Source organism: Agromyces mediolanus (assembly GCF_044917495.1).
Taxonomy (GTDB): domain Bacteria; phylum Actinomycetota; class Actinomycetes; order Actinomycetales; family Microbacteriaceae; genus Agromyces; species Agromyces mediolanus_B.
The window spans coordinates 189619-209565 of sequence record NZ_JAVSSI010000005.1; the positions used below are offsets into that span (position 1 = coordinate 189619).

Annotated in this window: 19 protein-coding genes and 1 riboswitch; of the genes, 10 read left to right on the forward strand and 9 right to left on the reverse strand. The window is 73.1% G+C overall.

All coding sequences use genetic code 11. From position 1 onward, the window contains the following. Positions 1 to 10: 10 nt before the first annotated feature. The 3 genes from ROT00_RS09615 (at position 11) to ROT00_RS09625 (ending at position 2716) form a co-directional block, all read left to right on the forward strand. On the forward strand, positions 11 to 847 hold the full coding sequence (locus ROT00_RS09615) for an exodeoxyribonuclease III (RefSeq protein WP_404774357.1): 837 nt from the start codon (positions 11 to 13) through the stop codon (positions 845 to 847). Positions 848 to 921: 74 nt separating this feature from the next. Beyond that, positions 922 to 1932: a tryptophan--tRNA ligase gene (gene trpS / locus ROT00_RS09620; protein ID WP_404774359.1), complete on the forward strand. Its 1011-nt coding sequence runs from the start codon at positions 922 to 924 to the stop codon at positions 1930 to 1932. After that, on the forward strand, positions 1907 to 2716 hold the full coding sequence (locus ROT00_RS09625; RefSeq protein WP_404774361.1) for an HAD family hydrolase: 810 nt from the start codon (positions 1907 to 1909) through the stop codon (positions 2714 to 2716). The genes trpS and ROT00_RS09625 overlap by 26 nt, the downstream gene beginning before the upstream one ends. A 213-nt stretch (positions 2717 to 2929) precedes the next feature. Here ROT00_RS09625 and glpK read toward each other — a convergent pair whose 3' ends face one another. From glpK to ROT00_RS09640, 3 genes are all read right to left on the reverse strand, one after another. Then, positions 2930 to 4444, reverse strand: coding sequence for a glycerol kinase GlpK (gene glpK, locus ROT00_RS09630; RefSeq protein ID WP_404774362.1), 1515 nt, complete (start codon positions 4442 to 4444; stop codon positions 2930 to 2932). 122 nt (positions 4445 to 4566) lie between these two features. Continuing rightward, positions 4567 to 5340: an MIP/aquaporin family protein gene (locus tag ROT00_RS09635; protein WP_404774364.1), complete on the reverse strand. Its 774-nt coding sequence runs from the start codon at positions 5338 to 5340 to the stop codon at positions 4567 to 4569. 151 nt (positions 5341 to 5491) lie between these two features. Next, entirely contained in the window at positions 5492 to 7237 is a 1746-nt protein-coding gene (locus ROT00_RS09640; RefSeq protein ID WP_404774365.1) for a glycerol-3-phosphate dehydrogenase/oxidase, read from the reverse strand. Positions 7238 to 7358: 121 nt separating this feature from the next. Between ROT00_RS09640 and ROT00_RS09645 the strand changes: the two genes are divergently transcribed. The 5 genes from ROT00_RS09645 to ribH all read left to right on the forward strand — a co-directional run bounded on the left by ROT00_RS09645 (position 7359) and on the right by ribH (position 12195). Beyond that, a complete protein-coding gene (locus tag ROT00_RS09645) occupies positions 7359 to 8348 on the forward strand; it encodes a sugar-binding transcriptional regulator (RefSeq protein WP_404774367.1) in 990 nt (329 codons plus the stop codon). 127 nt (positions 8349 to 8475) lie between these two features. Next, a riboswitch (FMN riboswitch) is annotated at positions 8476 to 8613 on the forward strand. Positions 8614 to 8689: 76 nt separating this feature from the next. Then, positions 8690 to 9736, forward strand: coding sequence for a bifunctional diaminohydroxyphosphoribosylaminopyrimidine deaminase/5-amino-6-(5-phosphoribosylamino)uracil reductase RibD (gene ribD / locus ROT00_RS09650; protein WP_404774369.1), 1047 nt, complete (start codon positions 8690 to 8692; stop codon positions 9734 to 9736). Between the two features lies 1 nt (position 9737). Continuing rightward, complete coding sequence (locus tag ROT00_RS09655) at positions 9738 to 10400, forward strand: riboflavin synthase (RefSeq protein ID WP_404774371.1); 663 nt, start codon at positions 9738 to 9740, stop codon at positions 10398 to 10400. Further along, positions 10397 to 11710 (forward strand): GTP cyclohydrolase II, encoded by a 1314-nt coding sequence (ribA, locus tag ROT00_RS09660; protein WP_404774373.1) that lies wholly within the window; start codon positions 10397 to 10399, stop codon positions 11708 to 11710. The genes ROT00_RS09655 and ribA overlap by 4 nt, the downstream gene beginning before the upstream one ends. Further along, positions 11707 to 12195: a 6,7-dimethyl-8-ribityllumazine synthase gene (gene ribH / locus ROT00_RS09665; RefSeq protein ID WP_404774374.1), complete on the forward strand. Its 489-nt coding sequence runs from the start codon at positions 11707 to 11709 to the stop codon at positions 12193 to 12195. Before ribA ends, ribH begins: the two co-directional genes overlap by 4 nt. Before the next feature lie 73 nt (positions 12196 to 12268). Here the strand turns inward: ribH and ROT00_RS09670 are convergent, their stop codons facing one another. After that, on the reverse strand, positions 12269 to 12730 hold the full coding sequence (locus ROT00_RS09670) for a DUF2269 family protein (protein WP_404774376.1): 462 nt from the start codon (positions 12728 to 12730) through the stop codon (positions 12269 to 12271). A 275-nt stretch (positions 12731 to 13005) separates the two neighbouring features. Here ROT00_RS09670 and ROT00_RS09675 point away from each other — a divergent pair, with 275 nt between their 5' ends. Continuing rightward, positions 13006 to 14385, forward strand: coding sequence for an MFS transporter (locus ROT00_RS09675; protein ID WP_404774378.1), 1380 nt, complete (start codon positions 13006 to 13008; stop codon positions 14383 to 14385). Positions 14386 to 14476: 91 nt separating this feature from the next. After that, positions 14477 to 14704, forward strand: coding sequence for a hypothetical protein (locus ROT00_RS09680; protein ID WP_243568948.1), 228 nt, complete (start codon positions 14477 to 14479; stop codon positions 14702 to 14704). A gap of 15 nt (positions 14705 to 14719) precedes the next feature. On the opposite strand, the gene ROT00_RS09685 is transcribed toward ROT00_RS09680, so the two are convergent. From ROT00_RS09685 to ROT00_RS09705, 5 genes are read right to left on the reverse strand one after another with little or no spacing between them, the layout of a single operon-like run. Beyond that, positions 14720 to 16120, reverse strand: a complete 1401-nt coding sequence (locus ROT00_RS09685) for an FAD-dependent oxidoreductase (protein ID WP_404774379.1) — start codon at positions 16118 to 16120, stop codon at positions 14720 to 14722. Continuing rightward, positions 16117 to 17004 carry a uroporphyrinogen-III C-methyltransferase gene (gene cobA, locus ROT00_RS09690; protein WP_404774381.1) on the reverse strand — a complete coding sequence of 296 codons (888 nt, stop codon included), beginning with the start codon at positions 17002 to 17004 and terminating at the stop codon, positions 16117 to 16119. The genes ROT00_RS09685 and cobA overlap by 4 nt, the downstream gene beginning before the upstream one ends. Then, a complete protein-coding gene (locus ROT00_RS09695; RefSeq protein WP_404774383.1) occupies positions 17001 to 18035 on the reverse strand; it encodes an ABC transporter permease in 1035 nt (344 codons plus the stop codon). The genes cobA and ROT00_RS09695 overlap by 4 nt, the downstream gene beginning before the upstream one ends. Next, on the reverse strand, positions 18025 to 18780 hold the full coding sequence (locus ROT00_RS09700) for an ABC transporter ATP-binding protein (protein WP_404774385.1): 756 nt from the start codon (positions 18778 to 18780) through the stop codon (positions 18025 to 18027). Before ROT00_RS09700 ends, ROT00_RS09695 begins: the two co-directional genes overlap by 11 nt. After that, a complete protein-coding gene (locus ROT00_RS09705; RefSeq protein ID WP_404774387.1) occupies positions 18780 to 19871 on the reverse strand; it encodes an ABC transporter substrate-binding protein in 1092 nt (363 codons plus the stop codon). Before ROT00_RS09705 ends, ROT00_RS09700 begins: the two co-directional genes overlap by 1 nt. Between the last annotated feature and the right edge of the window lie 76 nt (positions 19872 to 19947).

Here is a 19947-nt window from a genome sequence, read left to right on the forward strand (position 1 = left end):
GATCGGTGTCATGCCCGCACAGCCCCTCCGCATCGCCAGTGTCAACGTCAATGGGGTGCGCGCGGCGTTCCGCAAGGGCATGGGCGACTGGCTCGCCGCCCGCGACGTCGACATCCTCGCCCTGCAGGAGGTGCGCGCCTCCACCGACGACCTCGTCGGCCTCCTCGGCGAGGAGTGGGACGTGCTGCACGACCCCGCCACCGCGAAGGGGCGCGCGGGCGTCGCGCTCGCGAGCCGGCACCGCGCGAGCATCCACCGCGTGGAGCTCGGCCCCGACGAGTTCGACAGCGCGGGCCGCTGGCTCGAGGCCGACTACGAGGTCGGCGGCAAGGTCATCACGGTCGTCAGCACCTACGTGCACTCCGGCGAGGTCGACACCCCGAAGCAGGTCGAGAAGTACAAGTTCCTCGACGCCATGGTCGAGCGGCTCCCCCAGCTCGCGCAGCACTCCGAGTACGCGGTGATCATGGGCGATCTGAACGTCGGGCACCGCACCCTCGACATCAAGAACTGGAAGGGCAACGTGAAGCGCGCCGGTTTCCTGCCGGAAGAGCGCGCCTACTTCGACCGCTTCCTCGGCGCCGAGGGCGAGCCCGGCTACAACGACGGCGCAGGCCTCGGCTGGATCGACGTCGGCCGCCGCCACGCGGGCGAGGTGCCCGGCCCCTACACCTGGTGGTCGCAGCGCGGCAAGGCGTTCGACACCGACACCGGCTGGCGCATCGACTACCACCTGGCGACGCCGCAGCTCGCGGCGACGGTGCAGGACTACGTGGTCGATCGGGCCGCGGCCTACGACGAGCGATGGTCCGACCACGCCCCCGTCGTGGTCGACTACGCGATCTGACGCCGCACGCGACCCGCGACCCCTCGGCCTTCGGCCGTCCCACCGAGCGTCATCCGAACTCCATCGAGGACACCATGAGCACCGAACGACCCGTCGTCTTCTCCGGCATGCAGCCGTCGAGCGACTCCCTCCATCTCGGCAACTACCTGGGCGCGCTCGTCAACTGGGTCGCCCTGCAGGACACGGTCGACCCCATCTACTGCGTCGTCGACCTGCACGCCATCACGGTGGCCCAAGACCCCGAGAAGCTCCGCGAGAGCTCGCGTCGCACCGCCGCGCAGTACCTCGCCGCGGGCATCGACCCCGAGCGGTCCACCCTGTTCGTGCAGTCGCAGGTGCCCGCGCACGCCGAGCTTGCCTGGGTGCTCGGCACCATCACGGGCTTCGGCGAGGCCGGGCGCATGACGCAGTTCAAAGACAAGTCGCAGCGCTACGGCGCCGAGTCGACGACCGTGGGCCTGTTCACCTACCCGGTGCTGATGGCCGCCGACATCCTCCTCTACGAGACGAACCTCGTGCCCGTCGGCGACGACCAGCGCCAGCACCTCGAGCTCACCCGCGACCTGGCCGGCCGCTTCAACTCGCGCTACGGCGAGACCTTCGTGATCCCCGAGGCGTACATCCCCGAGGCCTCGGCCCGCATCTACGACCTGCAGGACCCGTCGGCGAAGATGTCGAAGTCGGCCGCCTCCGAGGCCGGGCTCGTGAAGCTGCTCGACGACCCCAAGGTCACGGCGAAGAAGATCAAGAGCGCGGTGACCGACGCCGAGCGCGAGATCCGCTACGACCGGCAGGCGAAGCCGGGCATCTCGAACCTGCTCGACATCTACGCGGCGGCGAGCGGCGAGTCGATCGAGACGATTGCGGCCCGCTACGAGGGGCGCGGCTACGGCGACCTGAAGAAGGAGCTCGCCGAGCTCGTCGTCGACCGCCTCGAGCCGTTCCGCGCGCGCACCTTCGAGCTGCTCGACGATCCCGCGGAGCTCGACCGGCTCCTCGCGATCGGCGCGGAGAAGGCCTCGGAGCGCGCCGAGCGGGTGCTCGCCCAGGTGTACGAGCGTGTCGGCTTCCTCCGCCGCCGCTGAGCCGGGCGGCGGCGTGAACCGCACCGACGACGGTCCGTCGGCACGCCCGGCGCCCGTCGTGCTCTTCGACCTCGACGACACGCTGATGGCCCACCGCGAGGCCGTGCGCCTCGGCATCGAGCAGCACATGCGCCTGCGGGCATACGATCCCGTCGAGGGCGTCGACGTGCCCGCCCTCTGGCACGAGCTGGAGGAGCGGCACTACCACGCGTACCTCGCCGGCGAGCTGAGCTTCGAGGGTCAGCGCCGGGCCCGGGCGCGCGACTTCGCGCGCGCCCACGGGCGCACCCTCGACGGAGCCGACGCCGGCGCCTGGTTCGACGAGTACTTCGAGCGCTACCGCGAGTCCTGGCGGCTGCACGACGATGTCGCGTCGAGCTTCGCAGCGCTCGAGGCGGCGCTGCCGGGAGTGCGCTTCGGGGTCATCACGAACGGCGAGCTCGACTTCCAGCTGGCGAAGCTCGAGCGGCTCGGGCTCACCGATCGCTTCGAGCACGTCGTCGCCTCCGGCGCGCTCGGCGTCACGAAGCCCGACGCCGCGATCTTCCGGGCCGCGGTCGAGCGGTTCGAGGCGACCGCGCCCACGGGCGGCGTCGCCTACGTCGGCGATCGGCTCCGCACCGACGCCATCGGGGCCGCGCAGGCCGGCCTCCTCGGCGTCTGGCTGAACCGCACGGGTGCGACGCCCGACGCCGACGAGGCATCCCTCGTCCGCGCGCTCGGCGTGCTCGAGGCGACCACCCTCGACGAGGCGGCCGCGCTCCTCATCACGCACCTCGCCTAGCGGGCAAGGCCGCGGGCCGAGTGCCGCGGGTCGAGTGCCGCGGGCCGATTGCCGCGCAGCGAGTGCCACGGGGCCACGCGGCGCGCAGAACCGGCCTACCACGGGCATGCGAACGGGCCGGATGCCTCGGCATCCGGCCCGTTCCCCCTTCGGGGCCTCCCCAGGCCCCGTGCGCCGTGTCGGCGCCAGGTCCCGCAGGACCCGGGCGTCCGATCAGCGCACGTCGTCGTCGACCCAGTCGAGGGTCTTCGTGACGGCCTTCTTCCAGTTGCGGTCGAGGCGGGCGCGCTCGGCCTCGTCCATCGACGGGGTCCAGCGGCGGTCCTCCTGCCAGTTGGCACGGAGCTCGTCGAGGCCCGACCAGAAGCCGACCGCGAGCCCGGCCGCGTAGGCGGCGCCGAGCGCCGTCGTCTCGGCGACGACCGGCCGCACGACCGGCACGCCGAGGATGTCGGCCTGGAACTGCAGCAGCGTGTTGTTCGCGGTGGCGCCGCCGTCGACGCGGAGCTCCGTGAGGTCGACCCCGGCGTCCGCGTTCACGGCCTCGATGACGTCGCGGGTCTGGAACGCGATCGCCTCGAGCGCGGCACGGGCGATGTGGCCCTTGTTCACGTAGCGGGTGAGCCCGACCAGGGCGCCGCGCGCGTCGGGCCGCCAGTACGGGGCGAAGAGGCCGGAGAACGCGGGGACGAAGTACGCGCCGCCGTTGTCCTCGACACCCTTCGCGAGCTCCTCGACCTCGGCGGCCGAGCTGATCAGGCCCAGGTTGTCGCGCAGCCACTGGATCAGCGAGCCGGTGACCGCGATCGAGCCCTCGAGCGCGTAGTGCACGGGGGCGTCGCCGAGCTTGTAGCCGACGGTGGTGAGCAGGCCGTTCTTCGAGTGCACGATGTCGGTGCCGGTGTTGAAGATGAGGAAGTTGCCGGTGCCGTAGGTGTTCTTCGCCTCGCCGGCCTCGAACGCGGCCTGGCCGAACGTCGCCGCCTGCTGGTCGCCGAGGATGCCGGCGATGGGCGTCTCGCGCAGCAGGCTGGACGCCTCGGCCGTGCCGTAGACCTCGGAGGAGCTCTTGATCTCGGGGAGCATCGAGCGCGGGACGCCGAAGGCGGCCAGGATCTCGTCGTCCCAGGCGAGGGTCTCGAGGTCCATGAACATGGTGCGGCTCGCGTTCGTCACGTCGGTCGCGTGCACGCCGCCGTCGGCCCCGCCGGTGAGGTTCCACAGGACCCAGGTGTCGGTGGTGCCGAAGAGGAGGTCGCCGGCCTCGGCCTTCTCGCGCGCGCCCTCGACGTTCTCGAGGATCCAGACGATCTTGGTGCCCGAGAAGTAGGTGGCGAGCGGCAGGCCGACCTTGGCCTTGAATCGCTCGACGCCGCCGTCCGCGGCGAGGCGGTCGACGATGTCCTGGGTGCGGGTGTCCTGCCAGACGATCGCGTTGTAGACGGGCTCGCCGGTCGTCTTGTCCCAGACGACGGCGGTCTCCCGCTGGTTGGTGATGCCGACCGCGGCGATGTCGTGCCGGGTGAGGTCGGCCTTCGCGAGGGCCTGGCCGATGACCTCGCGGGTGTTGTTCCAGATCTCCTTCGGGTCGTGCTCGACCCAGCCCGCCTTGGGGAAGATCTGCTCGTGCTCGAGCTGTCCGGTCGAGACGATCGAGCCGGCCTTGTCGAAGATGATCGCGCGCGACGAGGTCGTGCCCTGGTCGATCGCGAGAACGTAGTCAGCCATCTGAGAACTCCATTGCTGTCAGTGAACGGTGGATTCGGGGTGGGACCCGCGGGCCCCGGGTCTGCGGGATCCGGGGCGCCCGCGCTCGCTCGAGCGCGGGCGGCCCGGGATGTTCGGCCGGGTCAGCCGAGGATCGGGAGCAGCGGGGTCGCCGCGAGCCCCGCGAGGACGCCGCCGATGATCGGGCCGACGACGGGCACCCAGGAGTAGCCCCAGTCGCTCGAGCCCTTGCCCTTGATCGGCAGGATGGCGTGCGCGATGCGCGGTCCGAGGTCACGGGCCGGGTTGATCGCGTAGCCGGTCGGGCCACCGAGGGAGGCGCCGATACCGATCACGAGCAGCGCCACCGGGAGCGCGCCGAGGGCGGCGAGGCCGGATGCGTCGCCGTTGCGGCCGAAGCCGATGACGACGAACACCAGCACGAAGGTGCCGATGATCTCCGTCACGAGGTTCCAGCCGTAGGAACGGATCGCCGGACCGGTCGAGAACACGCCGAGCTTGTTCGCCGGCTCCGGCTCCTCGTCGAAGTGCTGCTTGTACGCGAGCCACGTGACGACGGCGCCGAGGAATGCACCGAGCATCTGTGCACCGAGGTACGTCAGCACCGAGACGAACGACACCGCGACGGTGGTGCCCATGCCCGCGTTGCCGAACTCCTCCGCCCCGTTCGCGACGAGGCCGAGCGTCACCGCCGGGTTCAGGTGCGCGCCCGAGGCGTACGAGACGACGACACCGGCGAAGACCGCGAGGCCCCAGCCGATGTTGACCATGAGGAAGCCGCCGTTGAAGCCCTTGTTGCGCACGAGCGCGACGTTGGCGACGACGCCCGTGCCGAGCAGCACGAGCAGGGCGGTGCCGACGAGTTCCGAGAGGAACAGGACGCCGAGATTGTCCACGTTGACCTTCTTTCAAACTGGGTGGCGCGGCACGGGTCGCCGCGTCCGGTGTGGCTGCGGGCCGAGAGGCCCTGGTGCACGCTATCCGCCGAACTGCCCGGTGCGGAGCGTTTTCGGGTGCACATCCGTGCAGATCTGCGCCCCGAGCCCGCTACCCGGCGGCCGTGACCTCGGGCGCGGCGAGCCGCACGCCGTGCCGTTCGGCGAGCAGTGTGCTCGTCGCCTCGACCTCGGCGCTCCGGCGTTCCGCGTCCCAGCCGAGCTCCTCGCCCGCGATGCCCGCGAGCTCCTCGAGGAGGGGCCGGGTCGCGGTGCCCGTGAAGGCGATGCTGGTGCGCCGCAGCACGAGGTCGTCGAGTCGCACGACCCGCTCGTTGCGGACGAGCCACGCGATCTCCTGGCGGCTGTACCCGGAGTGGTGCGCGAGGGCGAGGTCCTCGGCCGAATCGAGGTCCTCGATGATCGCCTCGGCGCGGGTGCCGTAGCGCTCGAGCAGCTCCTCCGCGCGCTCGGCGCCGAGCTCGTCGCCGTGCGAGACGACCCAGACGCGCCGGGCGTCGGGGGTCGTCGGGTATCCGGCGCCGCCGCCGATCGCGAGGCCGGCGGTGCTGCGGCTGCGCTCGGTGCCGAGGAGCTCCAGCACCTCGTTCGCGAGGTGCTCGGCGAGCGCGCGGAACGTGGTCCACTTGCCGCCGACGAGGCTCAGCACGGTCGTGCCGCGCCGTCCCGGCGCCTCGGCCCGTTCGATGCGGTAGTCGCGGGACACGAAGCCCGGCTGGGTGTCGTCGTGCCGCGGCAGCGGCCGGACGCCCGAGAAGCGGTAGACGATCTGCGAACGGTCGACCGCGATGTCCGGGAACACGTGCGCGACGAGCTCGAAGAAGTAGTCGATCTCGGCCTCGGTGCACACGGCGGGCTCGCGCATGTCGTGCTCGAGGTCGGTGGTGCCGACCATGACGCGCCCCTTCAGCGGGTAGATCAGCACGATGCGGCCGTCCTCGTGCTCGAAGAAGATCTCCCGGCCGCCCGTGGCCTCGAGGAGCTCGGGGTGGTCGAGCACGATGTGCGAGCCCTTGGTGCCGCCCATGAACCGCGTCTCCTGGCCGAGCGCCTCGTTCGTGAGGTCGGTCCAGGGGCCGGAGGTGTTCACGACGACGTCGGCGGCGAGCTCGAACTCGGCTCCGCTCAGCCGGTCGCGCACCCGCACGCCGCCCGCGCCGAGGCCGACGGCCTCGAGGTGGTTCGCGGCGCGGGCGTGGGCGCCGGCGGCGAGGCCGTCGTGCAGCACGTCGAGGGCCAGCCGCTCGGGGTCGTGCATGCTCGCGTCGTAGTAGGTGGCGGTGTACTTCACACCCGGGTTCAGCTTCGGCAGCTCGGCGAGGGTGCGCTTCCGGCCGAGGAAGCGGTGGCGCGGCACGCTGCCGCCGTCGCGCGAGAACGAGTCGTAGATGGTGAGGCCGGTCTTGATGAGGAGCGCCCCGCGCTCGGTCGGCTTGCCGGAGCGGTGGGTGAGGAAGCGCAGCGGGGCCGAGAGGATGCCGGAGAAGGTCGAGAAGATCGGCACGGTCGTCTGCAGCGGCTTGACGTAGTGCGGCGCGAGGCGGATGAGCGCGTTCCGCTCGGTGACGGACTCCTGCACGAGGCGGAACTCGCCGTTCTCGAGGTAGCGGATGCCGCCGTGGATCATGTGCGAGGAGGCCGACGAGGCGCCGGAGACGAAGTCGTCGCGCTCGACGAGGACGACATCGACGCCCTGGAGCGCCAGATCCCGGAACGTCGCGATGCCGTTGATGCCGCCGCCGATGACGACCGCCTGCGCGGTCGGCCGTGCGCGCAGCTCGGCGATCTCGGGCCGCTCGGCGGCGGTCGGATGCGTCGACGTCGACGTGGTGCTCATCCTGGTCCTTTCGACGGTGCCGACGGGCTTGCCAGAAGCGTCCCGTCTGTGGATGAATACATCGTGAACGCGCGCGAACCTTCTTTCAACTCGCGTGCACAAACGTGCAAGGAGATCGGCGATGAGCTGGAGCCCGCAGGACGGCCCCGACCGCAGCCCGGAAGTGCCGGCGGGCAAGACCCGCGACGCGCTCCGCGCGGCCCACCTGTACTACATGCAGGACCTGACGATGGACGCCATCGCGGCCGAACTGCACACCTCGCGCTCCTCGGTCTCCCGCCTCCTGAGCCACGCCCGCGCGAGCGGGCTCGTCGAGATCTCCATCCACTCCCCGCTCGATCTGCCGAGCCGTTTGGAGCAGGAGATCCTGGAGCGCCACGAGATCGCCGCGCACGTGGTGCCGGTCCCCGACCAGGCGAGCGACGTCGATCGGCTCGACCGCGTCGCCCTCTCCGCTGCACGGATTCTCGGCCGATTCATCGACTCCAACCAGCTCGTGGGCGTCGCCTGGGGCTCCACGATGAGCGCCGTCAGCCGGCATCTCGTGCCGAAGGCGACGCACAACAGCGAGATCGTCCAGCTAAACGGCGCCGGCAACCTCCGCACCACCGGCATCCTCTACGCGAGCGAGCTGCTCCGCCGCTTCGGCGACGCGTTCGGCGCGAAGGTGCAGCAGTTCCCGGTGCCGGCGTTCTTCGACGACCCCGCCACGAAGGAGGCGTTCTGGCGCGAGCGCAGCACGAAGCGCCTGCTCGAGCTGCAGGGCCGGCTCGACGTCGCCCTCTTCGGCGTCGGCTCGCCGTTCGCCGAGGTCGCGAGCCGCGTCTACCAGGGCGGCTACCTCGAGCGCGACGACTATGCGGCGCTCAGCGCGGACGGCGTCGTCGGCGACGTCGCGACCGTCTTCTACCGGGCGGACGGCTCGAGCGAGGGCATCCCGCTGAACGAACGCGCGACCGGCCCCGCCTTCGGGGTGCTGCGGCAGGCGCCTCGGCGCATCTGCGTCGTCTCCGGGCGCGCGAAGCTGCCGAGCCTCCGCGGGGCGATCGCCGCGGGGCTCATCACGGACCTCATCGTCGACGAGGGCACCGCCCGCGCGCTCGTCGACTGAGCGGGGCGGCGCACCGCCGATCGAGCGGGGCACCGTCCGCCCGGCCGTCGAGCGGACCGCCCCTCCGCGTCGCCCCGTGACCGGGAATAGTCCAGCCGCCGGCGCGTTGACCTAGAATCGAACACGACAACGTGCTCCGGGGTCGGTGCAATTCCGAACCGGCGGTGACAGTCCGCGAGCTGCGCGAACCCTTCGGGGAACGCGTGGTTGAACCGGTGGAACTCCGGTACCGACGGTGAGAGTCCGGATGGGAGGCGGCACGTGTCGGCCGAGGTGCGTTCGCGCATCCGGCCGATCTGCGGCGCGCCGCGCACCCCGGAGCCTCGACCACGAGGACGGACATGACGGCAGGCCACGACGCGGAGCTCCGCGCGATGCGACGGGCGATCGAGCTCGCCCACCGCGGACCGGCGACGGGCGTGAACCCGCAGGTGGGCTGCGTGCTGCTCTCCGCCGACGGCGAGGTGCTCGCCGAGGGCTGGCACCGCGGCGCCGGCACGCCGCACGCCGAGGTCGACGCGCTCGCGAAGCTCCCCGCGGGCGCCGCCCGCGGGGCCACCGCGGTCGTCACGCTCGAGCCCTGCAACCACACCGGGCGCACCGGCCCCTGCGCGGTCGCCCTCATCGAGGCCGGCGTCGCCCGCGTCGTCTACGCCGTCGCCGACCCCGGCCGCGCCTCGAGCGGCGGCGCCGAACGCCTCCGCTCCGCGGGCGTCGAGGTCGAGCGGGGCCTCCTCGCCGACGAGGTCGAGGCGGCGATCGGCGACTGGCTGTTCGCCGCCCGCGCCCGCCGGCCCCGGGTGATCGTGAAGTGGGCGTCGAGCCTCGACGGCCGGGCCGCCGCGGCCGACGGCACGAGCCAGTGGATCACCGGCCCGGCCGCCCGCGCCGACGTGCACCGGCGCCGCGCCGCCACCGACGCGATCGCCGTCGGCACCGGCACCGTGCTCGCCGACGACCCCGCGCTCACCGCCCGCGACGGCGACGGCGCACTCCTCGAGCACCAGCCGGTGCCCGTCGTCTTCGGCCGCCGCGAGGTGCCGACGGACGCCGCGCTGCGCCGGCACCCCCTGGAGCTGCTCCAGTACGACGGCCGCGAGCTCGCCGCCGCGCTCGAGGACCTCGCGGCCCGGGGCATCCGCTCCCTCTTCGTCGAGGGCGGGCCGACGCTCGCTTCCGCGTTCCTCGCCGCCGGCCTCGCCGACGAGCTCCTCGTCTACCTCGCGCCGACGCTCCTCGGCGGCCCGAAGCTCGCCCTCGGCGAGCTCGGCGTCCCCACCATCGCCGCGGCCCCGCGCTTCGCGTTCACCGCCGTCGAGCGCCTCGGCGACGACGTGCTGCTCATCGCGCACCGGCCCGCCCCGACCACCCCCATCGAAGGGAACTGACATGTTCACCGGCATCATCGAAGAGCTCGGCCGCATCGAGCGGGTCGAGCGCAGCGCCGACGCCGCCCGGCTCACGGTCCGCGGCCCGCTCGCGGTCGAGGGCGTCGCGCACGGCGACTCGATCGCCGTCTCCGGGGTTTGCCTCACCGTCGTCGACTTCGACGCCGAGCGCTTCACCGCCGACGTGATGGGGCAGACGCTCGCCGTCTCGACGCTCGACGCCGCCCGCGAGGGCCTCGCCGTGAACCTCGAGCGTGCGGCCCGCGTCGGCGACCGGCTCGGCGGGCACATCGTGCAGGGCCACATCGATGGCACCTCGCGGGTGCTCGAGGTGCGGCAGGAGGACGGCTGGCGCGTGGTGCGCTTCTCGCTCGACGACGCGCATGCCCCGCTCGTGGTCGACAAGGGCTCGATCGCCGTGGACGGCGTCTCCCTCACGGTGAGCACGGTGGGCGCGGAGCCCTCCGGCGCCGACGCCGGGCACTGGTTCGAGGTGTCGCTCATCCCCGAGACCCTGCAGGCGACGACCCTCGGCGAGCGCGTGCCCGGCGAGCACGTGAACATCGAGACCGACATCCTCGCGCGCCACGTCGCGCGGCTGCACCGATTCGAGGGGCGCGAACTGCCGAGCTCCCTCGCCGACGAACAGGAGGTGCGGGCATGAGCCTCGCCACCATCCCCGAGGTCCTCGACGCGCTGCGCGCGGGCAAGCCCGTGATCGTGGCCGACGACGAGGCGCGGGAGAACGAGGGCGACGCCATCATGGCCGCCGAGTTCGCGACGCAGGAGTGGATCGCCTGGATGGTCCGCCGCACGAGCGGCTTCCTCTGCGCGCCCATGCCGAACGCCTTCGCCGACCGGCTGCAGCTGCCGCCGATGGTCGTGCACAACGAGGACCGCCGCGGCACCGCGTACACGATCTCGGTCGACGCCGCCGACCGCACCTCGACCGGCATCTCGGCCGCCGATCGCGCGCACACCCTCCGCGTGCTCGCCGACCCCGAGGCGACCCCCGAGCGGCTGATCCGCCCGGGGCACATCCTGCCGCTCCGCGCGGTCGACGGCGGCGTGCGCGAGCGCGCCGGCCACACGGAGGCCGCGGTCGACCTGATGCGGCTCGCGGGGCTCTCCCCCGTCGGCGTCATCGGCGAGCTCGTCGCCGACGACGGGGAGATGATGCGCCTGCCCGGGCTCATCGAGCTCGGCGAGGAGGAGGGGCTCCCCGTCACGACCGTCGCCGCGCTCGTCGACTGGCTCCGCGCCCACGGCGACGCCGCGGTCGGCGCAGACGCCGCCGGCGCGGCGCCGGCCCCCGCGATCGCCGAGTCCGCCCGGGTCGACTTCGAGGTCGAGACCCTGCTGCCGACGACGTTCGGCGAGTTCCGGGTGCGCGCGTACCGCGACCGCAAGACGGGCGCCGACCACCTCGCGATCGTCTCGGGCGAGCCCGCCGCGGCCGCCGACGGCGCGATCGTGCGGGTGCACTCGGAGTGCCTGACGGGCGAGGCGCTCGGTTCGCTGAAGTGCGAGTGCGGGCCGCAGCTCGACGCGGCGCTCGAGACCATCCAGCGCGAGGGCGGCGTGGTCGTCTACCTCCGCGGCCACGAGGGACGGGGCATCGGCCTCATCAACAAGCTGCGGGCGTACCGCCTGCAGGAGGACGGGCTCGACACCCTGGACGCGAACGTGGCGCTCGGCCTGCCGGCGGACGCCCGGGACTACGGCGCCGCGAGCGCCATCCTCGCCGAGCTCGGCGTCTCCCGGGTGCGACTCCTGACCAACAACCCCGAGAAGGTGCGCCAGCTCGCCGAGCACGGCGTCGACGTCGCGGAGCGCCTGCCCCTCGTCGTCGGCGTCGGCGCCGGCAATCAGCGCTACCTCGAGACCAAGGCCGCCCGGATGGGGCACCAGATCGACGAACAGCAGCTCGCGGATGCCGCGGCTGAAGCACTCCTGGAAGGACACGCATCATGAGCGGAGCAGGCTCCCCCACCCTCGGCAGCTCGAACCTCGACCTCGATGGCTCGGGCCTCGAGGTGGTCGTCGTCGCCGGCAGCTGGCACGACGAGATCACCGACGGCCTGATCGCGGGGGCGACGCGCACGCTCGACGCGGCGGGCGCCGCGCACCGGCTCGTCCGCGTGCCGGGCAGCTTCGAGCTCCCCGTGGTCGCGAAGGCGGCCCTTGAGGCGGGCGCCGACGCGGTGGTCGCCCTCGGCGTGATCATCCGCGGCGGCACCCCGCACTTCGAGTACGTCTCCGCGGCGGCGACCGACGGCCTCACCCGGGTCGCGCTCGACACGGGCAAGCCGGTCGGGTTCGGCGTCCTCACCCTCGACGACGAGCAGCAGGGACTCGACCGGGCCGGGCTCCCCGGCTCGAAGGAGGACAAGGGCCGCGAGGCGGCGGAGGCCGCGATCGCGACCGCCCGCGTGCTCCGCGGGCTCGCGGGCGCCTGAGGCGTCCCGGCTCAGCACGAGGAAGCGCCTCGGAACCGGTCGGTTCCGAGGCGCTTCGTCGTGCGTGGCTGCGTTACGGCTTCCAGACCATCAGCACGACGACCACGACGAGGAGGAGCGAGACGATGCCGCTGCCCGCGGCGATCGCCGGGTAGCCCGACTTCTCGGCGGCCACCGCGCCGCCGGCGCTCGCCGCCGCGCTCGCCTCGAGGGCGTCGGCGGCCTTGTTCATCGCCGGGACGACGACGAACACGCTGAGCGCGAAGGCGATGACGTAGAGGATGATCGACCAGAGGATCCACGGGGTCGTGAACGTGAGGCCGTACTTCTCGTCGGCCATGCCCATGACGCCGAAGCCGAGCACGAAGACGATGAGCGAGAGCCAGCTGAAGATCGTCGTCGACTTCGCGAGGACGCGGACCTGCGCCGCGTTGCCCGCGCGCACCGCCCGCATCGCCGTCATCGGGATGATCGCCATCGGCCCGACGATGAAGACCGCGGTGACGACGTGCAGAACGGTGAAGATGGTGTCCATGGCCCCAGCCTAACGAGGCGGCCCGGCCGCCGCTTCGAACCTTCGATTGACGCGCCGGATGCCTCGCCGCGAGCCGGGGCCTCCGCTCCGCCGCCGCGCCGCCGCCGTTCGTCGCCCGGATGCGACCGCTCGTCGCAGCAGGGCCCCCGTTCGCGGGCGACGCGCGTAAGGTTTGTGGGTTGCCACAAGCAGCAGATCATCCCGCCACCAGCGGAACCGACGCCAGACCGACGCCAGTCCGCCGGGGGCATCGAACCGCACGGAGTCTCTGCAGCATGTCAGCCCCATCGACCGCCCCCGCCGCGCCGGCCAATCCGCGCAGCCGGGTCATCCTCGCCAGCCTCATCGGCACCACGATCGAGTTCTACGACTTCTACGTCTACGCGACCGCGGCGGTCCTCGTCTTCCCGCACCTGTTCTTCCCGACCGGCGACGCGACGACCGCGCTGCTCTCCTCCTTCGCCGTCTTCGGCGCCGCGATGGTCGCCCGGCCGCTCGGCGCGGTCGTGTTCGGCCACCTCGGCGACAAGATCGGCCGCAAGGCGACGCTCGTCGGGGCGCTCCTCACGATGGGCATCGCGACGTTCCTCATCGGCGTGCTGCCGACCTACCTCGCGGTCGGCTGGTTCGCCCCGCTCCTCCTCGTCATCCTCCGCATCGCGCAGGGCTTCGCGCTCGGCGGCGAGTGGTCGGGTGCGGCGCTCGTCGCGACGGAGAACGCGCCGAAGGGCAAGCGCGCCTGGTACGGCACCTTCCCGCAGCTCGGCGCGCCGATCGGCTTCATCATCGCCAACGGGCTGTTCCTGATCATCGCGGCGGCGCTGCCCTCCGACGACCCGTCGATGCCCTCGCAGGCGTTCCTCGACTGGGGCTGGCGCATCCCGTTCCTGTTCTCAATCGTGATGGTGGCCGTCGGCCTCTGGGTGCGGCTGCGGCTCGTCGAGTCGGCCGCGTTCTCGAAGGCGGAGCAGCAGGGCCGCATCCAGCGCCTCCCGCTCGCGACGGTGTTCCGCTCGTACTGGAAGCAGCTGATCCTCGGCACCTTCTTCATGCTCGCGACCTACGTGCTCTTCTACCTGATGACGACGTTCTCGCTGAGCTACGGGCGGGCCCCGGTCGAGGCGGCCGACGGCGCGCTGCCCGGCCTCGGCTACTCGTACAACACCTTCGTGCTGATGCTCATCGGCGGCGTGCTCTTCTTCGGCGTCTTCACCCTGCTCTCCGGCCCCTGGGCCGACCGCTGGGGCCGGCGCCGCACGCTCATCTGGGTGACCCTCGGCATCATCGCGTTCGGCCTCGTCTGGGTGCCGCTGCTCTCCGCCGGCTTCGCCGGGGTGATGACCTGGCTCGTCGTCGGCTTCGCGCTCATGGGCATGACGTTCGGCCCGATGGGGGCGCTGCTGCCGGAGCTCTTCCCGACGAACGTGCGCTACACGGGCTCGGGGATCTCGTACAACGTGTCGTCGATCCTCGGCGCCGCGGTCGCCCCGTTCATCGCGGTGGCGCTCTGGCAGGCCGGCGGCGGCAGCCCGTTCTGGGTGGGCGTCTACCTCTCGGCGATGGGCGTGCTGACCCTCATCGCGCTCCTCGTCTCGAAGGAGACGCGCGACGTCGACTTCGACGAGGCGGGCCTCGAGTCCTCGGCGGTGCTCTGAACGGCTCCGGGTCCGGCTCCGGTACCGGCTCCGGTACCAACTCCGTCAACTCGGATTGACAACATCCATGCCGTCAACGATGATTGACGGCATGGACGTGACCGGACTCTCCACCGCGATCGCCGCCGCCGACGGCGACGATCCCTACCGCGCGCTCCGCGAGCTGCACCGAGCGCGCGTCGAGCTCACCCGGGAGCTCGACCGCGCCGAGGCGCTCGCCGTGCGGCGCGCCCGGGCGCAGGGCTCGAGCTGGCAGCTCATCGCCCTCGCGCTCGAGGTCAGCAAGCAGGCGGTGCACAAGAAGTACGGCCGCGGCTGAGCCGCGGCGCGCCCCTCAGCGCGCGGCGAGCGCCCCCTCCCGGGACACCCGCACCTGCGCGTCGCGCGGCACGAGCTTGACCCGCTCGCGCGGGTACCGGTCGGCCTCGCCGAGGCCGCGCTCGTGCGCATCGAGGGCGAGCCAGCCGGCCCACGTCGTGTACTCCACCCCGCGCGAGTCGAGGAGCTCGAGCAGCTCCGTCTCGGCATCCGGCACGCTCGGCGCCCGGAGCCGCCCCGCTCCCGCGTCCTCGACGAGGTTCGCCACGGTCTCCATCGCGTCGCTCTTCGTGTGACCGATGAGCCCGACGGGGCCCCGCTTGATCCAGCCGGTGGCGTAGAGTCCCGGCACCGGCGCGCCGTCGCCCGCCCGCACGCGGCCTCCCTCGTTCGGCACGACCCCGCGCGACTCGTCGAAAGGCACCCCGTCGATCGGCGAGCCGAAGTAGCCGACGGCGCGGTACACGGCCTGCACGGCGACGTCGCGGAGCTCGCCCGTGCCCCGCACCACCCCGTCGGCCCGCACCTCGGTGCGTTCGAAGCGCACGCCCTCGACCCGCTCCGAGCCGAGCACCTCGACCGGCGCGTGGTGGAAGTGCAGGTGCAGGCGACGCGGCGCCCCGGTGCTGCGGCCGCGCCACGAGTTCAGGGTGCGGAGCATGATCTTCACCTGGTTCGTGCGGCCCGCGGGCGTCTCGCCCGCCTCGGCGAGCGCGTCCTCGGCCGCGAAGTCGGCCTCGTCGAGCACGACGTCGACCCCGGGCACCTCGCCGAGCTCGCGCAGCTCGATGGGCGTGAACTTCACGTCCGCGGGGCCGCGCCGGCCGAAGACGTGCACGTCGGTCACCGGCGAGGCCTCCAGTCCGGCGAGCACGTTCTCCGGCACTTCGGTGCCGCGGAGGTCGACCGGGTGCTTCGCGAGGATCCGGGCGATGTCGAGGGCGACGTTGCCGTTGCCGATCACGGCGAGCTCGCGGGCCTCGAGCGGCCACTCGCGCGGGACGTCCGGGTGCCCGTCATACCAGGCGACGAAGTCGGCCGCCCCGTGGGAGCCCGGCAGCCCGATGCCGGGGACGTCGAGCGCGGCGTCGCGGATCGCCCCGGTCGAGAGGATCACCGCGTGGTAGCGGGCGTGCAGCTCGTCGATGCCGAGGTCGCGGCCGATCTCGACGTTCCCGAGGAAGCGGATGCCCGGCTCGTCGAGCATCTCGTGCAGGGACGCGACGATGCCCTTGATCCGCGGATGGTCCGGCGCGACGCCGTAGCGGATGAGCCCGTACGGGGCCGGCAGCGACTCGAACAGGTCGATCGCGACGGAGCCGCCGGCGTCCGCGACGGCGGCGCGCAGCAGGTTGCCCGCGTACACGCCGGCGGGGCCGGCGCCGACGATCGCGACGCGGAGGGCGGGGAGGGTCATCTGGAGCCTTTCTCGGGGATCGCGCCGGCCTGCGGCGCTCCGGGGTCGGATGCCGCGCCGCCGAGCGGGGTGAAGGGGTCGTGAGCGACGGCCACGGCGTGGCCGTCGACGGCGAGCTCGACGGGCGCGTAGGGGCTCAGCCGCACGACGTCGCCCACGACGACGACCGCGGGCGAGCGCACGCCGCGGAGCGCCGCCTGCACGGCGATGGTGCCGAGGGTGCCGATCGTGACGCGCTGCCCCGCGCCGTAGCCGTCCTCGACGATCGCGACGGGGCAGCCGGCGCCGCGCTCGCCGCGCGCGAGGGTCGTCGCGGAGTTCGCGAGCGTGCCGACGCCCATGAGGAGCACGACGGTGTGGTCGCGTCCGCCGCCGAGCTCGGCGATCTGGTCGTGCCCGGTGGCGACGGTGAACGCGGTCGCGAGCCCGCGGTGGGTGAGCGGGATGCCGGCGACGGCGGGCACGGCGATCGCGCTCGTGATGCCGGGCACGACCTCGACGTCGACCCCGGCGGTGCGGCACGCCGCGAGCTCCTCGCCGCCGCGGCCGAAGACGTAGGGGTCGCCGCCCTTCAGCCGCACGACGCGGCGGCCGGCGCGGGCGAGCTCGACGAGGAGCGCGATGATGCCCTCCTGCGGCACGGCGTGGTGCCCGGGCCGCTTGCCGACGTCGACGATCTCCGCGTCGAGGGGCCGGCCGCGCTCGGCCTCGAGCTGGTCGAGCACGGCGCGGGCGCCGAGCCGGTCGGCGACGATCACCTCGGCGGCCTCGATCGCCCGCAGCCCGCGCACGGTGAGCAGGCCGAGCTCGCCCGGCCCTGCGCCGACGAGCTGCACGAGCCCGCGACCGCCGCCGATGCGGCGCGCGCGCGGCGCCGCGCTCATCGTGCGCCTCCCGCCGGCAGCAGCCCGCGCCGGCGCAGCAGCGCCCGCTCGAGCGGGGCGAACACGGCGAGCTCGACGAGGATGCCGATGAAGAGGATGGCGAGGATCGCGACGAACACCGAGGAGAGGTCGGCGAGCTGCCGCCCCTGGTCGAGGAGCGCCCCGAGGCCGAAGCCGATCGAACCGCCCGTCGCGATGATCTCCGCGGCCATGAGCGAGCGCCACGAGAACGCCCAGCCCTGCTTCAGGCCCGCGAGGTAGCCCGGGAGCGCGGCGGGCAGCACGACGAGCGCGGCGAGCTCGGCCCGGTTCGCGCCGAGCACCCGGCCGACCCGGCGCAGCTGCGGCGGCACCTGGCGGACGCCGGCGACGAGGCCGTTCACGATCGAGGGCACGGCGCCCATCAGGATGACGAAGTACACCGTCGCGTCGGAGAGCCCGAACCAGATGATCGCGGCGGGCACCCACGCGACGGAGGGCAGCACTTGCAGCCCGGACACGAACGGCCCGAAGGCGCGCTGCAGCGGCCGGGACTCGGCGAGCAGCAACCCGAGCGGGGTGCCGATCGCCGTCGCGATGAGGAAGCCGACGACGCCGCGCTCGAGGCTCGTGCCGACGGCGAGCTGGAGCCGCCCGGACTCCCAGGCCGAGCCGATGGAGGCGAGCACGTCGAGCGGGCCGGGGTACAGATCGGGCCGGGGCTGGGCGATGACGGTGTACGCCTGCCAGACCACGACGAGCACCACGAGCAGCACGATGGGCGGCAGCACGCCGCGCGCGGCCCGTCGCCACCAGGGCTCCCGCTCCGCGGGGGCGGTCTGCAGCCGGTCGAGGCCGGCCTCGAGGGCCCGCAGCTCGCTCGCCGAAGGGTGGGCGGGCACGGCACCGGCCGGGTCAGCCGACTGCGCTGAGGCATCCTGCTGCGCCGGGGCATCCTGCAGCGCCGGGGCATCCGGCTTGGCCGGGGCGTCCGTCGCCGTCGCGCCGGTGGCGTCCTCCGCGAGTGCGTCGCGCACGAGTTCAGGCGGCATTGCTCGCGATCTCCTTCCGCAGTCGCTCGGTGATCTCGCGGGCGACCCGCTGGGCGTCGAGCCCGGGGCCGTCGAACTCTGGGCCGTCGAGCTCTGGGCCGTCGACCCGCCACTCCCCCGCGATGCGGCCCGGGCGGCTCGAGAGCAGCACGATCCGCTGGGCGAGGCGCACCGCCTCGTGCACGTTGTGCGTCACGAAGAGGATGGTGCGCCCGGTCTCCCGCCAGACCCGCTCGAGCTCCTCGTGCAGCAGGTCGCGGGTGATCGCGTCGAGGGCGGCGAAGGGCTCGTCCATGAGCAGCACGGTGCGGTCCTGCGCGAGGGCCCGGGCGAGCGCGACGCGCTGCCGCATGCCGCCGGAGAGCTCGTGCGGGCGCTGGTCGGCGGCGTCGGCGAGGTTCACGAGCGCGAGCAGCCGCTCGGCCTCGGCGCGCCGGCCGGCCCGGGGCGCGCCGCGGAGGCGCAGGGCGAGCTCGACGTTCCGCCGGGCGGTGAGCCAGGGCATGAGCGCCGATTCCTGGAACATGACGGCGGCGCCGTCGCCCGGCACCTCGATCGCGCCCGACGTCGGGGCGTCGAGACCGGCGACGAGGTTCAGCAGCGTCGACTTGCCGCAGCCGGAGGCGCCGAGCAGGCACACGAACTCCCCCTCGGCGACGTCGAGGTCGATGCCGTCGAGCACGAGCGGCGAGCGCGGCCCGCCGAAGCGCTTGCCGACGCCGGACAGACGGATCGCCGTGGCCATCAGTCCGTCCCGAGCCCGCCGGCCGAGACCGCGGGCTCGCCGCGCGCCTCGAGCACCTCGTTCAGGATGCCGAGCGCGAACAGCCCGTCGATGGAGCCGTCCTTCGCGGTGCCCGCGGCGACGCCGTTCGCGAGGACCTCGGCGAAGGTGCCGGCGACCGGGTCGACCGTGAAGCGGACGTGCTCGAGCGCCCGGGCGAGCACGGCCTCGTCGAGCGGCTTGCCGGTGTCGGCGGCGAGCTTCGCGTTGAGGTCGGCGGCGGCCTGCGCGGGCTCGTCGGCGATGAACCGCACGGCGTCGGCGTGGCCCTCGACGAGGGCGCGGACGGTCTCGGGGTGCTCGGCGAGGAAGGACTTCGACACGAGCAGCACCGTCGTCGGGAAGTCGCCGTCCGGCCACAGCTCGGCCTCGTCGACGAGGACGTGCGCGCCCCCCTCGAGCACGAGCCGGGACACCCAGGGCTCCGGGAGCCAGGCGCCGTCGAGCTGCCCCTGCTGGAACAGCGTCAGAGTCTGCGCGTTCTCGGTCGGCGTGATGTGCACGTCGCCGCCGCCCGTCGTGTCGGTGGTGAAGCCCTCGTCGGCGAGCCAGGTGCGGAGCGCGACGTCCTGGGTGTTCCCGAGCTGCGGGGTCGCGAGCGTCGCGCCGGCGAGGTCGGCCGGCGCGTCGATGCCGTCGCGGACGACGAGTGCGGCACCGCCGGAGGCGGCGCCCGCGACGACGACCGCGGACTCCCCGCCGGACTTCACGAAGGTGTTGATCGCCGGGTTCGGGCCGATGTACGCGGCGTCGATCGCGCCCGCCGAGAGCGCCTCGACGGCGGCCGGTCCCGCGTTGAACACCTCCGTGCTGAGCTTCGTGTCGCCGAGCGCGTCGGCGAAGAAGCCCTCCTCGAGCCCGACGAGGGCGGGGGCGTGCGTGACGTTCGCGAAGTAGCCGAGCCGGAGCTCCGCGGCGGGCGCCGTCGTCGCGGCGTCGCCGCCGGGCTCGGCGGTGGCATTCGCGGCGCAGCCGGTGAGCATGGCGGCCCCGAGCCCCATGACCGCGATCGCTCGGATGACACGGCTGGATCGGATGGTGCGGTGGTGCATGGTGGTCGCCTCCTCTGGATTGCGGTGGGTGGTGCGGGATCGCGGTGGTGCGGGATCGCGGTGGTGCGGTCGTGGG

Excerpts from the sequence above, each read along its gene's own strand:
- ROT00_RS09615 (WP_404774357.1), top strand. The coding sequence starts at position 11 with ATGCCCGCACAGCCCCTCCGCATCGCCAGTGTCAACGTCAATGGGGTG.
- trpS (WP_404774359.1), top strand. The coding sequence starts at position 922 with ATGAGCACCGAACGACCCGTCGTCTTCTCCGGCATGCAGCCGTCGAGC.
- glpK (WP_404774362.1), bottom strand. The coding sequence starts at position 4,444 with ATGGCTGACTACGTTCTCGCGATCGACCAGGGCACGACCTCGTCGCGC.
- ROT00_RS09640 (WP_404774365.1), bottom strand. The coding sequence starts at position 7,237 with ATGAGCACCACGTCGACGTCGACGCATCCGACCGCCGCCGAGCGGCCC.
- ROT00_RS09645 (WP_404774367.1), top strand. The coding sequence starts at position 7,359 with ATGAGCTGGAGCCCGCAGGACGGCCCCGACCGCAGCCCGGAAGTGCCG.
- ribD (WP_404774369.1), top strand. The coding sequence starts at position 8,690 with ATGACGGCAGGCCACGACGCGGAGCTCCGCGCGATGCGACGGGCGATC.
- ROT00_RS09655 (WP_404774371.1), top strand. The coding sequence starts at position 9,738 with ATGTTCACCGGCATCATCGAAGAGCTCGGCCGCATCGAGCGGGTCGAG.
- ribA (WP_404774373.1), top strand. The coding sequence starts at position 10,397 with ATGAGCCTCGCCACCATCCCCGAGGTCCTCGACGCGCTGCGCGCGGGC.
- ribH (WP_404774374.1), top strand. The coding sequence starts at position 11,707 with ATGAGCGGAGCAGGCTCCCCCACCCTCGGCAGCTCGAACCTCGACCTC.
- ROT00_RS09670 (WP_404774376.1), bottom strand. The coding sequence starts at position 12,730 with ATGGACACCATCTTCACCGTTCTGCACGTCGTCACCGCGGTCTTCATC.
- ROT00_RS09675 (WP_404774378.1), top strand. The coding sequence starts at position 13,006 with ATGTCAGCCCCATCGACCGCCCCCGCCGCGCCGGCCAATCCGCGCAGC.
- ROT00_RS09680 (WP_243568948.1), top strand. The coding sequence starts at position 14,477 with ATGGACGTGACCGGACTCTCCACCGCGATCGCCGCCGCCGACGGCGAC.
- ROT00_RS09685 (WP_404774379.1), bottom strand. The coding sequence starts at position 16,120 with ATGACCCTCCCCGCCCTCCGCGTCGCGATCGTCGGCGCCGGCCCCGCC.
- cobA (WP_404774381.1), bottom strand. The coding sequence starts at position 17,004 with ATGAGCGCGGCGCCGCGCGCGCGCCGCATCGGCGGCGGTCGCGGGCTC.
- ROT00_RS09695 (WP_404774383.1), bottom strand. The coding sequence starts at position 18,035 with ATGCCGCCTGAACTCGTGCGCGACGCACTCGCGGAGGACGCCACCGGC.
- ROT00_RS09700 (WP_404774385.1), bottom strand. The coding sequence starts at position 18,780 with ATGGCCACGGCGATCCGTCTGTCCGGCGTCGGCAAGCGCTTCGGCGGG.
- ROT00_RS09705 (WP_404774387.1), bottom strand. The coding sequence starts at position 19,871 with ATGCACCACCGCACCATCCGATCCAGCCGTGTCATCCGAGCGATCGCG.